Annotated in this window: 15 protein-coding genes and 1 pseudogene; 5 read left to right on the plus strand and 11 right to left on the minus strand. The window is 70.0% G+C overall.

The annotated features are described in order from the left end of the window. Positions 1-66 precede the first annotated feature (66 nt). On the plus strand, positions 67-441 hold the full coding sequence (locus AB5J55_RS08690) for a cupin domain-containing protein (protein WP_369270093.1): 375 nt from the start codon (positions 67-69) through the stop codon (positions 439-441). A 17-nt stretch (positions 442-458) separates the two neighbouring features. On the opposite strand, the gene AB5J55_RS08695 is transcribed toward AB5J55_RS08690, so the two are convergent. Together AB5J55_RS08695 and AB5J55_RS08700 are read right to left on the minus strand one after the other, a co-directional pair. Beyond that, positions 459-1,436 carry a hypothetical protein gene (locus AB5J55_RS08695; RefSeq protein ID WP_369270094.1) on the minus strand — a complete coding sequence of 326 codons (978 nt, stop codon included), beginning with the start codon at positions 1,434-1,436 and terminating at the stop codon, positions 459-461. Then, entirely contained in the window at positions 1,433-4,885 is a 3,453-nt protein-coding gene (locus AB5J55_RS08700) for a DNA polymerase III subunit alpha (RefSeq protein ID WP_369270095.1), read from the minus strand. Before AB5J55_RS08700 ends, AB5J55_RS08695 begins: the two co-directional genes overlap by 4 nt. A gap of 156 nt (positions 4,886-5,041) precedes the next feature. On the opposite strand from AB5J55_RS08700, the gene AB5J55_RS08705 reads away from it, so the two are divergent. Beyond that, positions 5,042-6,082, plus strand: a complete 1,041-nt coding sequence (locus AB5J55_RS08705) for an ABC transporter permease (protein WP_369270096.1) — start codon at positions 5,042-5,044, stop codon at positions 6,080-6,082. Between the two features lie 88 nt (positions 6,083-6,170). On the opposite strand, the gene AB5J55_RS08710 is transcribed toward AB5J55_RS08705, so the two are convergent. The 5 genes from AB5J55_RS08710 to AB5J55_RS08730 form a co-directional block, all read right to left on the minus strand. Beyond that, on the minus strand, positions 6,171-7,253 hold the full coding sequence (locus AB5J55_RS08710; protein ID WP_369270097.1) for a S1 family peptidase: 1,083 nt from the start codon (positions 7,251-7,253) through the stop codon (positions 6,171-6,173). Positions 7,254-7,529: 276 nt separating this feature from the next. Then, positions 7,530-8,396 carry a slipin family protein gene (locus AB5J55_RS08715; protein WP_369276131.1) on the minus strand — a complete coding sequence of 289 codons (867 nt, stop codon included), beginning with the start codon at positions 8,394-8,396 and terminating at the stop codon, positions 7,530-7,532. 156 nt (positions 8,397-8,552) lie between these two features. Beyond that, positions 8,553-9,458, minus strand: a complete 906-nt coding sequence (locus tag AB5J55_RS08720; protein ID WP_369270098.1) for a S1 family peptidase — start codon at positions 9,456-9,458, stop codon at positions 8,553-8,555. A 229-nt stretch (positions 9,459-9,687) separates the two neighbouring features. Further along, a complete protein-coding gene (locus AB5J55_RS08725; protein WP_369270099.1) occupies positions 9,688-10,470 on the minus strand; it encodes a DUF1684 domain-containing protein in 783 nt (260 codons plus the stop codon). Positions 10,471-10,542: 72 nt separating this feature from the next. After that, positions 10,543-11,787, minus strand: a complete 1,245-nt coding sequence (locus tag AB5J55_RS08730) for a DUF5685 family protein (protein ID WP_369270100.1) — start codon at positions 11,785-11,787, stop codon at positions 10,543-10,545. A 320-nt stretch (positions 11,788-12,107) separates the two neighbouring features. On the opposite strand from AB5J55_RS08730, the gene AB5J55_RS08735 reads away from it, so the two are divergent. Then, the gene (locus tag AB5J55_RS08735) at positions 12,108-12,545 is read left to right on the plus strand and encodes a cell division protein SepF (protein ID WP_328882623.1); all 438 of its coding nucleotides are present in this window, start codon (positions 12,108-12,110) and stop codon (positions 12,543-12,545) included. A 37-nt stretch (positions 12,546-12,582) separates the two neighbouring features. On the opposite strand, the gene AB5J55_RS08740 is transcribed toward AB5J55_RS08735, so the two are convergent. Together AB5J55_RS08740 and AB5J55_RS08745 are read right to left on the minus strand one after the other, a co-directional pair. Continuing rightward, on the minus strand, positions 12,583-13,773 hold the full coding sequence (locus AB5J55_RS08740) for an acyl-CoA dehydrogenase family protein (RefSeq protein WP_369270101.1): 1,191 nt from the start codon (positions 13,771-13,773) through the stop codon (positions 12,583-12,585). A gap of 127 nt (positions 13,774-13,900) precedes the next feature. Next, the gene (locus AB5J55_RS08745; RefSeq protein ID WP_369270102.1) at positions 13,901-15,502 is read right to left on the minus strand and encodes an MFS transporter; all 1,602 of its coding nucleotides are present in this window, start codon (positions 15,500-15,502) and stop codon (positions 13,901-13,903) included. A gap of 435 nt (positions 15,503-15,937) precedes the next feature. Between AB5J55_RS08745 and AB5J55_RS08750 the strand changes: the two genes are divergently transcribed. Further along, a complete protein-coding gene (locus tag AB5J55_RS08750) occupies positions 15,938-16,975 on the plus strand; it encodes a phosphatase PAP2 family protein (protein ID WP_369270103.1) in 1,038 nt (345 codons plus the stop codon). 83 nt (positions 16,976-17,058) lie between these two features. Here AB5J55_RS08750 and AB5J55_RS08755 read toward each other — a convergent pair whose 3' ends face one another. Then, positions 17,059-17,274, minus strand: coding sequence for an I78 family peptidase inhibitor (locus tag AB5J55_RS08755; protein WP_362380911.1), 216 nt, complete (start codon positions 17,272-17,274; stop codon positions 17,059-17,061). 469 nt (positions 17,275-17,743) lie between these two features. On the opposite strand from AB5J55_RS08755, the pseudogene ctaD reads away from it, so the two are divergent. Beyond that, positions 17,744-19,420: pseudogene (gene ctaD, locus AB5J55_RS08760) on the plus strand (cytochrome c oxidase subunit I); the annotation flags it as partial. On the opposite strand, the gene AB5J55_RS08765 reads toward ctaD, so the two are convergent. Continuing rightward, positions 19,317-20,357 carry a helix-turn-helix transcriptional regulator gene (locus AB5J55_RS08765; RefSeq protein WP_369270104.1) on the minus strand — a complete coding sequence of 347 codons (1,041 nt, stop codon included), beginning with the start codon at positions 20,355-20,357 and terminating at the stop codon, positions 19,317-19,319. The pseudogene ctaD and the gene AB5J55_RS08765 overlap by 104 nt on opposite strands. Positions 20,358-20,360: the final 3 nt, after the last annotated feature.

Genomic DNA, 20,360 nt, shown 5'->3' on the forward strand with positions numbered 1-20,360 from the left:
GCAGCTTAACCATAGAGGGATAGTCAAGCTGCTTGACCAATCATCACCTACTCAAAGGAGGCACCCATGCCCGTGATCCGCGCGTCCGAAGCCATCACCCACGAAATCCACGGCGCCCGTTTCGTCTCGTACGCCACCCCCGGCACCGGCAGCAAGGAGCTGTGCGCCTGGCGCGGCGAGATCCCGGCCGGGACCAAGGCACCGGCGCACACCGTCAACCGGGAGGAGATCCTCCATCTGCTCGACGGCGAGCTGCTGGTCACGCTCGACGACCGCACGGACCGGATCACGGCGGGCGACACCCTGATCATCAACCCGGGCGCGACCCTGACCGTCGAGAACCCGACCGAGCGGACCGCCGTCACCTGGGTCACCACCTCCATCGGCCTGACGGCGGAGCTGGCCGACGGCACGCGCATCGTGCCGCCCTGGGCCAACTGACGTCCGCACAAGGGGAGTCAAGCGGCCAGCGACCCCCCCGGCATCACCGCATGCGGCCCGAACTTCGCTCGCGCGCGGTCCGCGACCTCCTCGATGCGGCGGGCCTTCTCGTCGAGCGGGTCGAAGGTGAGCTGGTAGGAGGCCTGCTCGGCGGGGTCGAGGCCCTCCGCGCGCAGGGCGAGGGCGCGGACGCGGGCGCGCTGGAGACCGAGAGCCTCGTACATGTCGTACGCCGCCCTGGTCAGCGCCGGTGAGTGGGCCGTCGGCTCCTTCAGCGTACGGCTGCGGGTCGTCGAGGAGCGGTCGGCGTAGCGGACGGTGAGGGTCAGAGTGCGACAGACCTTGTCCAGGGCGCGCAGCCGGGAGCCCAGTTCCTCGGCGGCCGAGAGCAGGGCGCGGCGGTGCCGGTCGGGGTCCAGCTCGTCGCGGGTGAAGGGGCGTTCGGTGGCCAGCGAGCGCGACACGGCGTTCGGCACCACCCGGCCCCGGTCGATTCCGCCCGCCTTCTCGCGCAGCTCGCGGCCGGCCTTCGCGCCGATCAGGCGCTGAAGCGTGGACAGGGGTGCCGCGGCGACCAGGCCGAGGGTGTCGAGGCCGTACTCGCACAGGGTGCGGGCGATCGCGGCGCCGACGCCGGGCAGCGCGGCGACGGGCTTGCCGGCGAGGAACTCCGCGATGGCGTCCGGCTCCTCGGGAACGGCGCACGTCACCCCGGGCCGGGCGTCCCGCAGCGCCACGCGGGCCAGCATCGGGCCCGGCCCGGCGCCGATCACACAGTCGACCCCGTGGTGGGCGAGGGCGCGCACCCGGATCACCGACGCCAGTTCGACCGCGTCGCGCCCGAAGTACCGCTCGGCGCCCCGCAGATCGGCCAGTGCTCCGTCCGGTGGCAGCGCCTGAACGACCGGCGTGAAGTCCTCCAGCAGTCCGAGCAGCCCGGGCAGGGCCGCCTCGCCCGCCGGCGGCAGCTGGAAACGTACGCAGAGGATGGTCATCCCGCACTCCCCGGACTCTGGTGCCACAACTTCCGTACCTGTGAAGGCTCTTGACCCGCCGGTCGCAGATCGGCCCACGGGTGCATTTCGTATCCGGTCGGCATTTGGATTCGCCGGCCGTGCGTCGGATCGTCTCCGTCCCCCTCCGCCATGGGCTCCGCCAGTCGCGCCGCCACCACGTCCAGGCCGCCCTCGGCGCGCAGCTCGACCAGCTCGGCGAGGTTCCAGGCGGCTGAGCCCACCACGCTCAGACTGCGCGGACCACGGCGCTGCACCACCCCGCGCACCAGCAGCAGCCAGGAGTGGAAGACGGTGTGGGCGCAGGCGTCGTGTGAGTCGTCGAAGAAGGCGAGGTCCACCAGCCCCGTCCCGTCGTCCAGCGTGCTGAAGATGACCCGCTTGCCGGACCGGATCGGCGGCGTCTGGGTGGCCGCCTTGGCGCCCGCGACCAGCACCGTCTCGCCGTGCCGGGCATCGCGCAGGCGCCGTGCCGAGACGACGCCCAGCTCGTCGAGGAACGCCCGGTGGTCGTCCATCAGATTGCGCGAGGCGTCCATCGACAGCACACCCAGCTCGGCGCTGAGCCGCTCCGCCGAGCTGAGGTCGGGCAGCCCCGCCGCGGCCGTCTTGCGTCCGCCGGCCAGCGGCAGCTGTCCCCCGCCGCCACCCCGGGCACCCCGGTGCAGCTCGGTCAGGTGCAGTTGCAGATCACGCCGGTTGGCTCCGAAGGCGTCCAACGCGCCCACCTGCGCGAGCCGTTGAGCGAGGGGTCGGCTCGGCCGCCCCCGCTCCCAGAAGTCGAGCAGCGAGGCATACGGCTGCCCCTGCGCGATCCGTGCCGCCTCGGCCTCACTGATGCCATGCACGTCGGAGAGCGCGAGCCGCAGTCCCCAAGTCCCCCCACCCTTCCCAGATTCAGACACCAGTTCGATCCTGTGTGCGACTCCCGACACATTCACGTCCAACGGCAGGATCGGCACCCCACGCCGCCGCGCGTCCGCCAGCAACAGCCGCTTCGGATACATCCCGGGGTCGTGGGTGAGCAGCCCCGCATAGAAAGCGGCCGGGTGATGGGCCTTCAGCCAGGCCGACTGATAGGTCGGCACGGCGAAGGCGACGGCGTGCGCCTTGCAGAAGCCGTACGACCCGAAGGCCTCGACGATCTCCCAGGTCCGCCGGATGGTCTCCGCGTCGTACCCCTTGGCCGCCGCGTGCTGCGCGAACCACACCCGGATCCGCCCCTGCGACTCCGGATCGGACAGCCCGCGCCGCACCCGGTCCGCCTCGTCCCGCCCGCACCCGGTCATGATGTGCACGATGTCGATGATCTGCTCATGGAAGACGACGACCCCGTACGTCTCCCGCAGCGGCTCCTCCAGATCCGGGTGCGGATATCGCACCGGCGCCCGCCCGTGCCGCGCCTCGATGAACGGCCGCACCATGTCGGCGGCGACCGGACCGGGCCGGAAGAGCGAGATGTCGACGACGAGATCATGGAAGGTGGCCGGCTGAAGCCGCCCGACCAGGTCCCGCTGCCCCGGCGACTCGATCTGGAAGCAGCCCAGTGTCTCAGCGGACCGGATCAGCTGATACGTCGCCGGATCGCCGTCCCCCCGCTCGAAGTCGAGCGCGTCCAGATCGACCCGCTCCCCCGTGACCCGCTTCACCTCCGCGACCGCGTGCGCCATCGCCGACTGCATCCGCACGCCCAGCACGTCGAGCTTGAGCAGCCCGAGGTCCTCGACGTCCTCCTTGTCGAACTGCGACATGGGGAAGCCCTCGCCGCTGGTCGGCATGACGGGCGTACGGGAAAGCAGGGAAGCGTCGGACAGAAGCACCCCGCACGGATGCATGGCGATGCCGCGCGGAAGGGCGTCCAGCCCCTCCACCAGCTCCCACAACCTGCCGTACCTCTCCCGCTCCCCCGCCAGCTGCCTGAGCTCGGGCAGCTCCTCCAGCGCCGCCCGGGCATCGCGCGCCCGGATGTGCGGGAAGGACTTGGCGATACGGTCGATGTCGGCGGGGTCCATGGACAGGGCGGCACCCACATCCCGGATCGCGTGCCGCACCCGATAGGTCTCCGGCATCGACACTGTGGCGACCCGCTCGGTCCCGAACCGGTCGATGATCGCGCGGTAGACCTCCAGCCGGCGCGCGGACTCCACGTCGATGTCGATGTCGGGCAGCACCAGCCGGCGCTTGGACAGGAAGCGCTCCATCAACAGCCCGTGCTCCACGGGATCGGCGTGCGCGATGCCGAGCAGATGGTTGACGAGCGACCCCGCGCCGGAGCCACGGGCGGCCACCCGGATCCCCATCTTCCGTACGTCATCGACGACTTGGGCGACCGTCAAAAAATAAGAAGCGAACCCGTGGTGGGCGATGATGTCCAGCTCCTGGTGCATCCGCTCCCAGTACGCCCGCCGCCCGTCATGGCCGCGCTGCACCATGCCCGCCACCGCCCGCGAGGCAAGCGCCCGCTGGGCGGTGCGCTGCCCGGCACCGACGAGATACGGCTCGGGAAAGTGGACGCTGCCGATCCCGAGGTCGTCCTCGGGATCGACGAGACACTCGGAAGCGGTCGCCCGGGTCTGCTCCAGCAGCCGGTGTGCGGTGTCGCGCCGGAAGCCCGCGGCCTCGACGACCCGCTCGGCGACCTTCGCCATCTCCCCCGCGTCCTTGAGCCAGGCCTCGCCGGAGTCCAGCTCCTTGGTGGAGTCGATGGGCACGAGCCGTCGCGCGGCGTCCAGCACATCGGCGACCGGCCCCAGACCGGAATCCGCGTACCGGACGGCATTGCTCAGCACAGGCCGCACCCGCTGCTCGGCGGCGAAACCGACGGTCCGGGCGGCCAGCCGCAACGACCCCGGGCCGGTGCCCTTGCGCCCGTGCCAGACGGCCTCCAGCCGCAGGGAGTCGCCGTAGACCTCCCGCCAGGGCCCGAGCAGCCTGGCCGCCCGATCGGGACGACCGGCGGCGAGCGCACGGCCGACATCGGAGTCGGACCCGAGCAGAACGATCAGACCGTCCCCCCGGTTGTCCCCCCGGGGCAGCATCGGCGGCCCTTCTTCACCGTGCGCAGCCGAAACGATCCGGCACAGATCACCCCACCCGCGGGCCCCGTCCCGGGCAAGAAAGGTGACACGAGGCGTCGAGTCGTCGACAAAGGCGCCACCCCGCACCGGAGCCCGACGCCGCCGCCCCGCGGACTCACCCGCCTCCGAGAGACCGAAGTCCTCCACGGCCAGTTCCACGCCGAACAGCGGACGCACGCCCGCCTTCGCGCAGGCTTTGGCAAATCGAACAGCGCCCCCGAGCGTGTCGCGATCGGTGAGAGCCAGGGCGTCCATACCCCGCTCAGAGGCGCGCTCGGCCAGCCGCTCCGGGTGCGAGGCCCCGTACCTCAGAGAGAACCCGGAGACGGTGTGCAGATGCGTGAACCCTGGCACACGCACCTCCCGCACTCATGACTCGCTCGAACATCAGTTCCCAACTCTCCCACCCCCACCATAGACCATTTCCGGACCGTTTCTCGAACACTCGTGCGACATCCGTTCGGCCGCCTCCCACCTGCGCAAACGCCTGGCCACCCGGACTGTGGGGGCATGACGCAGACCCCCGGCGCCGACACCTCCCGCAGCCCCTTCCTCACCGAAGTGAAGGACGCCGTCACCCCGCGGGCCACGCTGCTCGTGACCGGCGTCGTCGGCCTCGCTCTGCTCTTCATCGCCTCCTACGTGGGCGCGCTCCACGACCCGAAACCCAAGAACGTGCCGCTGGGAGTCGTGGCACCCGAGGTCGCCGCCCAGCAGACGGTGGACCGGCTGGACAACCTGCCCGGCGACCCCCTGGACCCGCGCGTGGTGGCCGATGCGGCGACGGCAAGGAAGCAGATCCTGAACCGCGAGATCGACGGCGCCCTGCTGATCGACCCGAACGGCACCACTGACACCCTCCTGGTCGCCACCGGAGGCGGAAGGGTGCTGGCCGCCACACTGGAGTCCCTGGTCGCCACCCTGGAGAGATCCGAGGCACGCACCCTGCGCACCATCGACGTGGCCCCGGCCGACCGGCACGACGCCAACGGGCTCACGTCCTTCTACGCGACCGTGGGCTGGTGCGTGGGCGGCTACCTCTGCGCGTCGATCATGACGATCAGCTCGGGCGCCGGCCGCCCCACCCCGAGACGCTCGGTGATCCGCCTGATCGCCATGGCCCTCGTGGCGATCGTCGGCGGCCTGGGCGGCGCCCTGATCGTCGGCCCCATCCTGGGCGCGCTGCCGGGCAGCCTCGCCGCCCTCTGGGGCGTCGGCGCCCTGATCATCTTCGCGGTGGGCGCGGCCACCCTCGCCTTCCAGGCCGTCTTCGGCATGGCCGGCATCGGCCTGGTCATCCTGATCGTGGTGATCCTGGGCAACCCGAGCGCGGGCGGTGCCCTGCCACCCCCGCTGCTCCCACCGTTCTGGAGAGACATCGGCCCGGCCCTGCCCCCGGGCGCGGGCACCTGGGCCACCCGCTCGATCGCCTACTTCAGGGGCAACGACACCACCGCGTCCCTACTGGTTCTCTCGGCATGGGCAGCGGCAGGAACCGCGATCACACTCCTGGCGGCGACACTGCGAACAGGCGGCACCAAGACGCCGTAGCGGCACAAGGCCCAACAACCCCGCACTCACACGACGAAGAGTCCCGCCCCTCACAAGAGGGACGGGACTCAACAAAAGCGACGAAACGTCAGCCGATCTCGGTACCCGTGGCCGACAGCGCCTCGGTCACCGGCTGGAAGAACGTCTCCCCACCGGAGGTGCAGTCACCGCTGCCCCCGGAGGTGAGCCCGATCGCCTTGTCGCCGGAGAACAGCGAGCCGCCACTGTCGCCGGGCTCGGCGCAGACGTCGGTCTGGATCAGCCCGTTGACGATGTCGCCGTTGCCGTAGTTCACGGTGGCGTCCAGGCCGGTGACCTTGCCGTCGTGCACCTGGGTGGTCGACCCGCTCCGGGTGACCTCCATGCCGACGGTGGCCTCGGCGGCACCACTGATGGCCTGCGTGGAGCCGTTGTAGAGGTTGACCTCGCTCGGGTGGTCGACCTCGCCGGTGTACTTCACCAGCCCGTAGTCGTTGTCCGGGAAGCTGGACGTCTCGTTGGTGCCGAGCGCGTTGCCCTCGGAGTCCGACCAGTTCGTGATGCCCTCGGTGCAGTGCCCGGCGGTCAGGAAGAACGGCTCACCGCCCTTGACGACATTGAAGCCGAGCGAGCAACGGCCGCTGCCGTCGGTGATGGCGTCACCACCCGCGATGAAGGGCTTGAACTCCCCCTTCGACCGCTTGAGTTCGACCGTGGCACCCAGCCCGTCGACGACCTTGCCGAGCTTGCTCCACTCGGCCTTGGAGACCGTGCGGTCGGCGGTGACGACGACCTTGTTGGTCGCCGGGTCCGTCACCCAGGCGGTGCCCGGGATGGTCGCGTCCTGCTTGAGCGTCGCACGGGCGCTCTTCAGCTCGGCGAGGGAGTTCTCGACGACTCTGGCCTTGGCGCCGGCGGCCTCGACGGCATCGGCGGCGACCTCGTCGAGGACATTCACGACAAGGTTCTTGGTCTGCGCATCGTAGTAGGTACCGGCGGCGTCGGCGCCGAGGTCCTTGGCGAGCGTCGAGGCGAGCTTTCCGGCCGCGCCGACCGAGAGGGTCTTCGGCGCGGACGCCTCAGGCGACTCACTCGCGTTCGCACTCTGCAAGGTCACTCCCGCGGCGACCAGTGCGGCGATGCCCGCACCTGCCACGGCTGCACGCCGCTTGGGTATGCGTCGGTGCTTCAACTCACGTCCTCCTGTGGGGGGTCGGCCCGAGAGGTTGTGGGGACCTCACGAACCGGAAGGCGTACGGCTACGGAGGCGACTCACAACAAAAGCCACGCCCGTGCCGGTTGAACAACGCTCACTATTCCTAGGCTCACAGGGAGCGCACAAGGTCGACTTCAGGACGCGCGTAGAACACGGTTGCACGCCCCCGCCACCTTGACCGTGCACAGTCACGCGGGGCCTATTCGCACAGCAAACACTGCAAGCGAGGCAACCATACGCAGCGCGTAAGGTCTACTCCTGTCTCGAAATCGACCCTTCGGGGTCCGAGTCCAAGGGTGGTTCGAGGGGCGGAAGTTCCTCCTGCACGGCCCGCCGCGCACCGACGACCTCCGTCGGCACCTGTGTCCCCTTCTCCAGAAATCGCAACAACTCCACCGGAATCGGAAGAACCAGTGTGGAGTTCTTCTCGGCCGCCACCGCCATCACCGTCTGCAGCAACCGAAGCTGAAGGGCCGCCGGCGCATCGGCCATCTGATGTGCCGCCTCCGCCAGCTTCTTGGAGGCCTGGAGTTCCGCGTCGGCGTTGATCACCCGCGCCCGCCGCTCCCGGTCGGCCTCCGCCTGCCGGGCCATCGACCGCTTCATGGTCTCGGGCAGCGACACGTCCTTGATGTCCACCCGGTCGATCGTCACGCCCCACTCCACCGCCGGACTGTCGATCATCAACTCCAGCCCCTGGTTGAGCTTTTCGCGGTTGGACAGCAGATCGTCCAGCTCGCTCTTGCCGATGATCGACCGCAGCGACGTCTGCGCCATCTGCGAGACCGCGAACCGGTAGTCCTCCACCCGTACGACCGCCTCGGCCGGCGAGGTCACCTTGAAGTAGACGACGGCGTCGACCCGCACGGTGACGTTGTCCCGCGTGATGCCCTCCTGCGCGGGCACGGGCATCGTCACGATCTGCATGTTCACCTTGCGCAGCTTGTCGACGCCCGGAACGATCATCGTGAACCCGGGCCCGCGCACTTGAGGCCGGAGCCTTCCGAGGCGGAAGACCACGCCCCGTTCGTACTGCTTGACGACCCGCGCGGCCGCCGCCACATAGACCGCACCGGCGGACGCGAGCGTCACTCCCGCCGCCACCAGTTCCTCGACCATCACCGACCCCCAGGGTCCGACGTGGGCGCACTGCAGGGGAGTACTGCCTGCGCATCGACGGTAACCCCGGAGCGGGAACAAGGGCGAGCCCCCGCACGACAGTTGCGTGCGGGGGCTCACATGCTGTCCGGCTGCCGTTCAGGCCGAACCGAGGTGTCAGTAGACGCTGACGCCGTAGGCGCTGAGGGCCTCGGTCACCGGCTGGAAGAAGGTCGTGCCACCGGAGCTGCAGTTGCCGCTGCCGCCGGAGGTCAGACCGTACGCGGTGCCGTTGCTGCCGTAGAGCGAACCGCCGGAGTCGCCGGGCTCGGCGCAGACGGTGGTCTGGATCAGACCCGAGACGATGTCGCCGCCGCCGTAGTTGACGGTCGCGTTCAGGGCGGTGACCCGGCCGCTGTGCGTACCGGTGGTGGAGCCGTCACGGATGACGGTGGTGCCCACGCTCGGCGTGGCCGCGCGGGTGATGTCCACGCCGTTCGCGGTGCCGGGCCGGCTGACGGAACCGGAGTACCGCACGATGCCGTAGTCGTTGCCCGGGAAGCTGGAGCCGGCGGTCGAGCCGATGACCGTGGTGCGGCCGGAGTTGGAGTACCAGGTGCCCGCACCGTCGGTGCAGTGACCGGCGGTCAGGAAGTACTGGTTGCCGCTGCTGTCCTGGACGTTGAAGCCGAGCGAGCAGCGCCAGCTACTCGCATAGATGGCGTCGCCGCCCTGGATGAACTTGCTGAACTTGCCGGCGGTGCGCTTGATCGTGAGCGCGTCGGCGTTGGTGCCGGCCTGCTCCTTGATCTTCGCTATCTCCGCCTGGGAGACCGTGGAGTCCACGGTCACCGTGACGCGGTTGGTCTTGCTGTCGACGGCCCAGGCGGTGCCCGGGATGTCGGCCTTCAGCACGGAGCCGCTGGCGCTCTTGAGCTGGGCGGCGCTGAAGGTGCCGGGGGTCTCCGCGGCGGTCGCGTTGGGGATCGCGATCGCGGCTGCGGCCACGAGGCCGGTGGATACGGCGATCAGCCGGGTCCGTCTCGCAATGCCACTGCGGGGGGTGGTGCGCTCGATCCTCACGTTTCGTTCCCTCCAAGGGAAGTCGGGGGCCCGCGTGGGGTCGGGGCCCGTGAGGCGCAGTCAAACGGCCAGGATGTCCGGATTCCGAACATGCCGTGCCCCTGACAAGCGCTGAGGGGGAGTATTCGGCCGAACGGCGGGTAGCCGCAAGGGCGCCTTTCGGCCGTCAATCTTTGAACGATCTGTGCGAGTTGACCGCCCCTGTCCCGGTCAGCCCGCTCTCGGCACCTCAGCGCAGGTTGCGCTCCCCCGCCGGGATCGCGAGTCCGAGCGTGTTCCCCGGTGGCGGGAAGGGGCACACGAAGTGGTCGGCGAAGGCGCACGGCGGCAGCAGGGCACGGATGAAGTCGACCGTCGTACGGCCGTCGGCGCCGGGCGCGGCGGGCCGCAGGAACCGGAAGCGGTAGCTGCTGTCGCCGCTGGTCGCGTCGGCGAAGACGGCCCACAGCGAGCCGTCGCCCTCGACGGTGACCTGGAGCGTGAACTCCTCCCCGTCCAGGGCGAACGCCAGTTTTGCGCCGAGTCCGAGACCGCGCCGGCGCCCGTCGACGTTCTCGACCCGCACGGTCCGGTCCTCGCCGTACGGCGTGAAGTGCCCCGGCGCCGACCAGCGCGGATCGTACGGCGTGGCCTCGATGCCCCGGAACACCCGGCGCGCCTCGGAGGCGGGGTCGAAGTCGCGTACGCCCCACGCCCCGGCGCGCCTCAACACGACCAGCCGGCGCTCCCCGTACGCCACGCGCGCCCCGCCCGCCGGCCCCGGATCGGCCACGAGCCCGACCGCACCCTCGAAGGGCTGTCCGTCCAAGGTCAGCCCGTCCACCTCGGCGGCCGCGAGGACGACCTCGTCACCGCCGACGGCCCGTGCCCCGGGGATGTCCGGAAGTCGCCTCTCCGGATAGTCCTCCAGCCAGTGGGTCCCGGTCAGCGCGAGCGGCCCGTAGGGCGCCGAAACCGACGCGACGCGATGCTCGTGCCAGTGCTGCCAGACGTCGGCCGAGTCCGGGGTCATGCCGTCAACCCTTCCATACCGGGCTGAAGTTTCCGATATCGGACCCCAGGAGACCCCAGGGGCCCTGGTTACCTAGCAGCCGTCGCAGGGGCAGCAGTCGCCGCAGTCGCAGTCACGGCAGCAGCCCTCGCGCTTCTTACGGGACCACGGGCCCTCGTACTCCTTCGCGCAGCACAGCTTGCAGGTGCAGCACAGCAGCCAGAACATCCCGCAGCCGGCCCAGAACCCACGCCGCCCGCGCGGCTGGGGCGCCGGCCCACCACCGAACCCACCGAACCCACCGCCACCGCCACCGCCACCGGGCGCTCCCCCGCCACCGGCGTACGGATTCCCGCCCGCGTACGGGTTCTGCCCGCCGTACGGACTCTGCGGCGCCCCGTACGGCCCGGACCCCTGCCCGTGTCCCTGTCCGTGCTGATGCGGCTGACCGTACGGCCCCGGCTGATGGGACGCGCAGGTCGGCACCGTGCCGAACGCCCGGTCCACCGAGCGCCGCAGCTCGTGCACGAGCAGCAGGTGCGCGAGCTTGGCGTCGGAGAACTCGGCCTCGCGCAGTGCCAGCCGCACCCCGTGCACGGCGTCGTCGGCGAGCCGTCGCGCCTCGGCGAGCGAGGTCCCCGTGGCCGTCAGCGGGTTCCACGCACCCGCCGCGGCGTCGGCCGCCTGGTCCTCCACGGCGTCCAGGAGGTGTGCCAGCCGTCCGAAGAGGCGTCCGGCCTCGGCGAGCGGTTCGGTGTTGTCCGGCCGTCCGGCCAGGATCGCGGTGTGGGCGAAGGCGGCGGCGGTCGCCGTCTCGGTCGGTTCGGTGACCGCGAGGATCGGCGTCCCGGGGCCGGCGAGCGCCTCGATGCCGACCTGCCGGTCCACGGCGTCGACCAGTACGGCGGTGTCGAACCCGACGGCCGAGCCGCTGCGCGCGCCCGCGGCGCCCCACCCGGTGGCGACCCGGCGAGCGGCGAGCGCCAGCGGCCTGCGGGCCAGCAGCCCGTCCCCGTCGGCCACATGGTCACGCACCTTGGCCGAGGCCAGCACCAGCGAGACGGCTGCGGCGAGCCGGGCGCCCTCACCCTGTGCCACGGACGCGGTGCGCATCCCGCGCAGCGGGCACGGTCCCGCCGTACGCCGCATTCCGCTGTCCTTTTCGGCTTGAGCCTCCGTCAGAACGGAGATAAGGAGCCCGTCGTAGTTCGTCACGATCCGCGCGAACTGACCGTGGTCCCCACGCAACGAGAGGCACAACCCGCACAAATGCGCCATCCATTGACCGGTGAGCTGGTCTCCGAGCCGATGACGACAGGGCCTGACGATTCCGAACACGATGTCCCCCGTGGTTCTTACGACGCTGCAACGACGCTGAGCTGCCGCATCGTACCGACCGTGGCACAGATCGCCATGGCCGACTCGTTCACCCGTACGCACCCCGCATCACCCATACGCCGTGAAGAATCATATTTCACTCACAGTCAGCAGCCGTACGTGGCATGCCCCTTGGGGGACACGGGCTCTCGACGTATTCGCTGTGCACCAGTACCGTCACAAACCCCCCGCGCGGCGTCTATCCACTTGGCGCGACGTCCGCATCATGGATGACCATAGGGATGCGGAATGTAAGAAGACCGCTGTGAGAGGAGGCGTCCATGGGATCGGTGCGCAAGGCGAGTGCCTGGCTGGGCCTCGTTGACGACAACGATGACGAGCGTTACTACGACGACGACTACTCCGAAGGGACCGAGCCCGGGGATGCCTGGGTCACCGACCCGAGGGTCAAGGTGGCCACGGACGTCGCCGAGGAGAAGGGCCGCCGGATCGGCACGGTCACCCCGGACAGCTTCCGGGACGCCCGCGCCATCGGCGAGCTGTTCCGGGACGGGGTCCCGGTCATCATGAACCTCACGGCCATGGAGCCGGCCGACGCCAAGCGTGTCGTCGACTTCGCGGCGGGGCTCATCTTCGGTCTGCGCGGTTCGATCGACCGCGTGTCCAACCGCGTGTTCCTGCTGACTCCGGCCGACACGGAGATCATCAGCGGGGAGGCGTCGGCTCACCGTTCGGACGGCTTCTACAACCAGAGCTGAGGCAGGGCCGCTCATCGGCCCTGCCCCCTGGTGGGGTTCAGCGGAAGGCGTCGAGTCCGGTGAGTGCCTTGCCCAGCACGAGCTGGTGCATCTCGACGGTGCCCTCGTAGGTGAGCACCGATTCGAGGTTGGTCGCGTGCCGCATCACGGGGTATTCGAGCGAGATCCCGTTGGCACCGAGGATCGTCCGTGACGTACGGCAGATGTCGATGGCCTCGCGGACGTTGTTGAGCTTGCCGAAGCTGACCTGTTCGGGACGCAGGCGGCCGGCGTCCATGCGCCGCCCCAGATGATGGGCGAGCAGAATTCCCTTGTGCAGTTCGAGCGCCATGTCGGCGAGCTTGGCCTGGGTGAGCTGGAAGCCCCCGATCGGCCGGCCGAACTGCTCCCGCGACTTCGAGTAGTCGACAGCGGCCTCGAAACAGGAGCGCGCCGCACCCATGGCGCCCCACACGATCCCGTACCGGGCGTGCGAGAGACAGCTGAGCGGCCCCTTCAGCCCGACGACATCGGGAAGCACGGCATCGGCGGGCAGCCGTACGTCGTCCATGACCAGCTCACTGGTGACGGAGGCGCGCAGCGACAGCTTGTGCTTGATCTCCGGAGCGGAGAACCCGGCGCTGCCGGTCGGCACGACGAACCCGCGGATCCCCTCGTCGGTCTGCGCCCACACGACGGCGACGCCGGAGACGGACCCGTTGGTGATCCACATCTTGCGCCCGGTGAGCACCCAGTCGGACCCGTCACGCTTGGCGTAGGTCCGCATGGACGCCGGATCGGACCCGTGGTCCGGCTCGGTCAGCCCGAAGCACCCGATGACCTCGCCGGAGGCCATGCGCGGCAGCCACTGCTGCTTCTGCTCCTCGCTGCCGAAGCGATGGATGGCGTACATGGCGAGGGACCCCTGCACGGAGACCAGGGACCGGATGCCGGAGTCGGCGGCCTCGAGCTCCAGACAGGCGAGCCCGTACTGCACGGCGGAGGCGCCGGCGCACCCGTAGCCGCTCAGGGACATCCCGAGCGCACCGATCTCCCCGAGCTCCCGGGCGAGCTCACGGATCTCCGGCAGCTCGCCCTTCTCGTACCAGTCGGCCACGTACGGCAGCACCCGATCCGCGGCCCACTGCCGCACGGTGCTCCGAATCGCCAGATCCTCGGGCTCCAGGAGGTCGTCGATGCCGAGGGGGTCGGCGGGGTCGAACGGGGGCAACTTCGAGGACGCGGACATGGGAACACCCTCCGGCAACGACTAAAACTAGCGCCGCTAGTCACGGCTCGGCCCCGACGCTACGACGCGGTGCGGTGCACGTCCAGTACGACTCCCGGTTACGGCGGCCCGAAGAGGCGAAGGCTCGTCAGGCGGAGACGCGGGACTCCGCGACTTCCCGCGGCTTGGGCAACTCCACGGTCGGCGCATCGCACTGCATGACCCGCGGCAACCGCAACGCCATCACCGCACCCAGCAGCAACAGCCCCGCACTCACCAGCAACGTCACGTGCAGCCCGTGCACGAAGGAGTTCTGCGCCGCATGGCGCAGGGCAACCCCCGCCGACCCGCCCAGCTGGGCAGCGACCTCGTACGCCTCACCCAGCGAGTGCGAAGCGGCCGCGGAGGCCGATGCCGGGACACCCGACACGGCCGTCAGCCCGGGGGCGTAGGCCGCGTTCATCACGCTGCCGAGCAGGGCGATGCCGATGCCGGCGCCCAGCTGATACGACGTCTCGCCGATCGCCGCCGCCCCGCCGGCCTGCTCCTGCGGAGCCTCGCTCAGCATCGACTCGTACGCCCCGAAGAGCGTCGTCTCCAGCCCGAAGCCCAGCAGCACGAACCCGAACAGCAGCAGCCCGGGGTTGTCCTCGCCGCCCATGGCCGTGAGCAGCAACACCGCGACGGCCGTCACACAGAACCCGGCGCACACCATGCGCCGCGGCCCGAACCGCCGCAGCATCCGCGCGCCGGCCAGCCCGGCCGCCATCGCGGCGAACGTCAGCGGCAGCAGCCGCAGCCCTGTCTCCAGCGGCGACAGACCCAGCACCAACTGCAGGTACTGCGCCGCGATCAGCTCGAGCCCCACCAGGGCGAGCATCGCCAGCACGATGCACCCGACCGACGTACTGAACGCGGGCCGCGCGAACATCCCGAGGTCGACCAGCGGATACGCCCGCCGTCGCTGCCGTCGTACGAAGAGAACCAGCAGCACCACACCGAGCACCAGCGGCACCACGGTGAACAGGCTGCCCACCGGCTCTCCGCCGCCGAGCCGCTTGACGCCCAGCACCATGCCGAACAGCCCGGCCGCCGCGAGCAGCGCGCCGACCACGTCCCAGGGCCCCTTGCCGTCGCCCTTCGACTCGGGCAGCAGCAGGCGTCCCACCGGAAGGCTGATCAGCATCAGCGGGATGTTGACGAGGAAGACCGAGCCCCACCAGAAGTGCTCCAGGAGGAAGCCGCCGAGCAGCGGCCCGACCGCCGCGCCCACGGCGGCGACGGCGCTCCAGATGCCGATGGCGAGGGCGCGCTCGCGCCGGTCGGGGAAGACCTGGCGCAGGATCGACAGGGTCGCGGGCATGATCATCGCGCCGCCGACCCCGAGCAGGGCGCGGGCCAGGATCAGTACCTGTGGGTCGTGTGCGAGGGCCGCGAGGCCGGAGGCGACGCCGAAGAGGCCGTACCCCAGCAGCAGGACCCGTCTGCGGCCCACCCGGTCACCGAGCGTGCCGAAGAGGATCAGCAGCGAGGCGCAGACCAGGGGATAGATGTCGACGATCCAGAGCAGCTCTATCGCGCCGGGCCTGAGGTCCTCGGTGACAGCCGGCACTGCCACGTGCAGCACGGTCGCGTCGACCGCGACGAGCAGCAGGCTGACACAGAGGACGACGAGGACGACCCAGCGGTTGGCACCGGCCCCGGCCGCCCGACGGCGCAGCGCAGCGGCAGCCGTGGTCGTCCCGGACATGTACGTACCTCCCAGATGTTCCCTCGCCCTCGGCGGGGCACACGGGGTGGGGACTTCCCGTGACTCGGCCGGAGAGGAGCGGTGGTCTCCGGCCCGCGCAACGAAGGGCGAGTGACTCGTCAGCGTACGCGAGTCCGCGTCGGCGCCGAGTGGCGGACCTCTCAGACTCCCCACGAAGGCGTGTGTCGTACGCCACATCCGCCACCCCGGAGCGGTGAGCTCCAGGGGAATTCCACCCCATGATTCGGTGAACGAATTCATAAGCAGTAAAAAACGAACCAACAGAATGATCAAAGGAATTGAAGGATGTAGCGCCCGGTGATTACGGATTCCTTGGAAATAAACCCCCGCCTGAGAGGAATCCCACATCACATCGTCATCACAAAGCCGTGGAATCGCCGTTGAACTGCGCTCACTCGCTGTAACGTCGATTGGGTGTGTACCGAACGAAAGCTGACCCGTCTGGACCGGGTCTTCGCCAGGCTGGACCGGGAGCCGGAACGCCCGGCCCACATCGATGTGCCGCGGATGACGCGGCACAGGGTCGTGTTGTTCACCTCGACCCTGGCCTTCTACGTGGCCATCGTGTGGGCCATCCTCATCACCTCGTGGCTGGTCCGGCTCGACTGGCAGGTCATGTTCTTCCGCCCGTACCAGCAGTGGGCCGAGATCCACGCCTTCGTCGACTACTACGTGGTGCTCGGCCAGCGCGGCCCGACCGCCGTGATGGTCGCGGCCTGGCTGGGCTGGCGTTCCTGGCGGCAGCACACGCTGCGCCCGCTGCTCGCGCTCGGCGTCTCCCTGCTCCTGCTGAACGTCACGGTGGGTGCCGCCAAGATCGGCATGGGCCGCCTCGGCCCGCACTACGCGACGACCGTCGGCTCCAACGAGATGTGGCTCGGCGGCGATATATTTCCCAGCGGCCACACCGCCAACGCCGTGGTGACCTGGGGAATCCTGGCCTATCTGGCCTCGACCCCGAGAGCGCGCCGCTGGCTGTCGGCCCTGTCGGCGGTGACCTCGCTGGGCGTCGGCCTGTCCACCGTGTACCTCGGTACGCACTGGCTGAGCGACGTGCTGCTCGGCTGGGCCGCGGGCCTGCTGATCCTGCTCGCCCTGCCGTGGTTCGAGCCGCTGATCGCCCGCTCCGAGGCCCGGATCTTCGACGTGCGCGACCGCTGGCGCGAGCGGCGGGCCGGCGCGGTGGCGGTGCCGACCGCCCCGGTCGAGGCTCCGGTGCTGCTCAAGCCGCACCCCGTGGCCGTCGACGACGAGGCCGCGGCACGCGAGGTGGCCTCCCCGGCCCACTCGCCCCGGACGACCGTCCACCCACCCGTCTACCTGGCTCCCGGCCCGCACACGGCCCGTGGGGAGCGCACACCGGTCACCCCGGCCGGCAGCCGCCGCCCGCCGCACACGGAGCGCATCGCCCGCGGCCCGGCCCAGCCGGCCCGCCCTCTCACGGGCGGCTGACGGCCCGGCCGGGCGGGGCTCGGTACACACACACGGCGACGGCCCCGGTTCCTGATCTCAGGAACCGGGGCCGTCGCCGTTCGTCAGCCCTTCCAGGCCCGCGCCACCTGGCCGTCCTTCACCTCGAAGTTCATCCGGCCGCTCCGGTACTCCATGGTGATGATCGCCCCCGGCGGCAGCGAACGCACCGTCGACCACCCTCGGTCACGGGCCAGTCGCTCGGCCCGGTCGGCGTCGAGGCCCACATACGTGTCCGGGCTGTCCTGTGGTTCGGCAGGGGGTTTCGGAATGGGTGCCATGCCGCCACGCTAGGGCCTTCGCGCGGGATCGGGCCAGAGCGGACCGATGGCCTTTGTAGCTGCCATCCAGGTCACACGTCCCTCTCGGGTCACGCTTTTGTCACAGAACCACGACACGTGTTTCGGACACTCCGCGTCACACGGATGAGCGGATCCGTAGGCCTTCCGCAGGCATTCGATCGTAATTCCTGCGTGTCGCGAAGCCACGGCCAATAGCCCGGAGGAAAAGTTCCCGGGGAACTACCGCGGACTCCATTTCCCGCCGCCGCGGCATTAGCTGCTGCCGCAGCGGGTGCGCGGGCCGCGAGAGCCTGTGCCGCACAGAAAGTACATGCTTCCACCACAGAACCCCCGTACGCCCTCTGTCGGAGCGCCGCTGCCGCGAGCATCATGGCGTGAGCTCGCGTCGGCGCGTGCGGCGCGGGCTTCAGCGGGCCCGGGGCGCGACGAGCGAAGGGGCGAGCGAGCGATGGGGACGCACACCGCACAGGCCACGGCACGGTCCATGCGGAGCAAACAGCCGGGCGGCCGGGTGGTCGTCGACTGGCTGACCACCACGGACCACAAGAAGATCGGGCACCTCTACCTGATCACGTCGTTCGGGTTCTTCCTGGCCGGCGGTGTCATGGCCCTGCTGATGCGGGCCGAGCTGGCCCGGCCCGGGATGCAGATCCTGAGCAACGAGCAGTTCAACCAGCTGTTCACCATGCACGGCACGATCATGCTGCTGCTGTTCGCGACCCCGACCTTCGCGGGCTTCGCCAATGAGCTGATGCCGCTGCAGATCGGCGCCCCGGACGTGGCCTTCCCACGGCTGAACATGTTCTCGTACTGGCTGTTCCTGTTCGGCGGCCTGATCGTGATGGGCTCGCTGATCGTGCCGGACGGGCCCGCCTCCTTCGGCTGGTTCGCCTACGCGCCGCTCAACAGCCTGGAGCGCTCCCCCGGCATCGGGCCCGACCTGTGGATCATGGGCCTCGCGCTGGCGGGCTTCGGCACGATCCTCGGTGCGGTCAACTTCATCACCACGATCATCGGGATGCGCGCCCCCGGCATGACGATGTTCCGGATGCCGATCTTCGTGTGGAACACGCTGTTCACGTCGATCCTGATCCTGATGGCGTTCCCGGTGCTGGCGGCCGCGCTGCTGGTGCTGGAGGCGGACCGGCGGTTCGGCTCGGTGGTGTTCGAGGCGGCCAACGGCGGGGCGCTGCTGTGGCAACACCTGTTCTGGTTCTTCGGGCATCCCGAGGTCTACATCATCGCGCTGCCGTTCTTCGGCATCATCAGTGAGATCATCCCGGTCTTCTCGCGCAAGCCGCTGTTCGGCTATCTGACGCTGGTCGGGGCGACGATGGCGATCACCGGTCTGTCGATCGTGGTGTGGGCGCACCACATGTTCGTCACGGGCGCGGTGCTGCTGCCGTTCTTCTCGTTCATGAGCTTCCTGATCGCCGTCCCGACGGGCGTGAAGTTCTTCAACTGGTCCGGGACAATGATCAAGGGCTCGCTGTCCTTCGAGACCCCGATGCTGTGGGCGATCGGCTTCCTGGTGACATTCCTGTTCGGCGGGCTGACCGGGGTGATCCTGGCGTCGCCGCCGATGGACTTCCACGTCTCCGACTCGTACTTCGTCGTCGCCCACTTCCATTACGTCGTCTTCGGCACCGTAGTCTTCGCGATCTTCGCCGGGTTCCACTTCTGGTGGCCCAAGTTCACCGGGAAGATGCTCGACGAACGGCTGGGCAAGATCCACTTCTGGACGCTGTTCGTCGGCTTCCACACCACGTTCCTGGTGCAGCACTGGCTGGGCGCCGAGGGCATGCCGCGCCGCTACGCCGACTACCTCGCGGCCGACGGCTTCACCGTGCTGAACACGGTCTCGACGATCGGCGCGTTCCTGCTCGGCATGTCGACGCTGCCGTTCCTCTACAACGTCTGGAAGACCGCGAAGTACGGCAAGAAGGTCGAGGTCGACGACCCCTGGGGCTACGGCCGCTCCCTGGAGTGGGCCACCTCCTGCCCGCCCCCCCGGCACAACTTCAACGCGCTGCCGAAGATCCGCTCCGAGTCCCCGACGTTCGACCTGCACCACCCGGAGCACGCGTTGGAGGCTCCGCAGCCCGAGCCAAAGAGCGAGCAAGCCGACCCTGAGCGGTCCTGATCGCCTCGACCAGTTCGTCCGGCTCCACGACCTCGAACTCGAAGCCCAGCAGCATCACGTGGATCACCATCACGTCGAGACTCCCGGCGCCGGTGCGCAGGAGGCAGCTGTCGGGACCGTCCGCCTCCAGCTGCCCTGTGGTGGGCGAGATGCTCGCGGCGGCCTCCTCCAGGGGCACCAGCAGCCGGACGACGGCGTGCGAGGCGTACGCGCGCGTGGAGACGCCCTGCGAGACGTACGCGGCGAGGTCCTCGGCGGGCGGGTTGCGCGGGGTGAAGCGCGGGCCGTGCGGTGGCCTGGGGGTGATGCGGTCGACGCGGAACGTACGCCAGTCCTCGCGGTCGAGGTCCCAGGCGACCAGGTACCAGCGCCGCTCGCTGCACACCAGGCGGTGCGGCTCGACGGTGCGGCGGGTGGGGGCGCCCTCGTGATCGCGGTACTCGAAGCGCAGGCGTTCGGCGTCCCGGCAGAGGTTGGCGAGCTCTGTCAGGACGGCCGGGTCGACGGCGGAGGGCTGGGGGCCCCGCAGCATCGGCACGGTGAAGGCGTTCAGGGCGCCCACGCGGCGGCGCAGCCGGTTCGGCAGGACCTGCTCCAGCTTGGCGAGGGCCCGCACCGAGGTCTCGCCGATGCCCTCGATGCCCTGGCCCGCGGCCGTGCGCAGCCCTACGGCCACGGCGACCGCCTCGTCGTCGTCCAGCAGCAGGGGCGGCAGCTCGGCACCGGCGCCGAGCTGGTAGCCGCCGCCGGTGCCGGGGCTGGCGTTGACCGGGTAGCCCAGCTCGCGCAGCCGGTCGACGTCCCGGCGGATCGTGCGCGGGGTGACTCCGAGGCGGTCGGCCAGGTCGGCGCCGGACCACTCGCGGTGGGCCTGAAGCAGGGAGAGCAGCCGCAGGAGTCTTGCCGAGGTCTCCAACATGAT

This window comes from Streptomyces sp. R11 (genome assembly GCF_041051905.1).
In the GTDB taxonomy this organism is placed as follows: Bacteria; Actinomycetota; Actinomycetes; order Streptomycetales; family Streptomycetaceae; genus Streptomyces.

What these genes read in the sequence shown, in the direction of transcription:
- AB5J55_RS08745 (WP_369270102.1), bottom strand. Translation starts at nt 15,502, where the DNA reads ATGTCCGGGACGACCACGGCTGCCGCTGCGCTGCGCCGTCGGGCGGCC.
- AB5J55_RS08740 (WP_369270101.1), bottom strand. Translation starts at nt 13,773, where the DNA reads ATGTCCGCGTCCTCGAAGTTGCCCCCGTTCGACCCCGCCGACCCCCTC.
- AB5J55_RS08690 (WP_369270093.1), top strand. Translation starts at nt 67, where the DNA reads ATGCCCGTGATCCGCGCGTCCGAAGCCATCACCCACGAAATCCACGGC.
- AB5J55_RS08725 (WP_369270099.1), bottom strand. Translation starts at nt 10,470, where the DNA reads ATGACCCCGGACTCGGCCGACGTCTGGCAGCACTGGCACGAGCATCGC.
- AB5J55_RS08695 (WP_369270094.1), bottom strand. Translation starts at nt 1,436, where the DNA reads ATGACCATCCTCTGCGTACGTTTCCAGCTGCCGCCGGCGGGCGAGGCG.
- AB5J55_RS08755 (WP_362380911.1), bottom strand. Translation starts at nt 17,274, where the DNA reads ATGGCACCCATTCCGAAACCCCCTGCCGAACCACAGGACAGCCCGGAC.
- AB5J55_RS08715 (WP_369276131.1), bottom strand. Translation starts at nt 8,396, where the DNA reads ATGGTCGAGGAACTGGTGGCGGCGGGAGTGACGCTCGCGTCCGCCGGT.
- AB5J55_RS08765 (WP_369270104.1), bottom strand. Translation starts at nt 20,357, where the DNA reads ATGTTGGAGACCTCGGCAAGACTCCTGCGGCTGCTCTCCCTGCTTCAG.
- AB5J55_RS08705 (WP_369270096.1), top strand. Translation starts at nt 5,042, where the DNA reads ATGACGCAGACCCCCGGCGCCGACACCTCCCGCAGCCCCTTCCTCACC.
- AB5J55_RS08735 (WP_328882623.1), top strand. Translation starts at nt 12,108, where the DNA reads ATGGGATCGGTGCGCAAGGCGAGTGCCTGGCTGGGCCTCGTTGACGAC.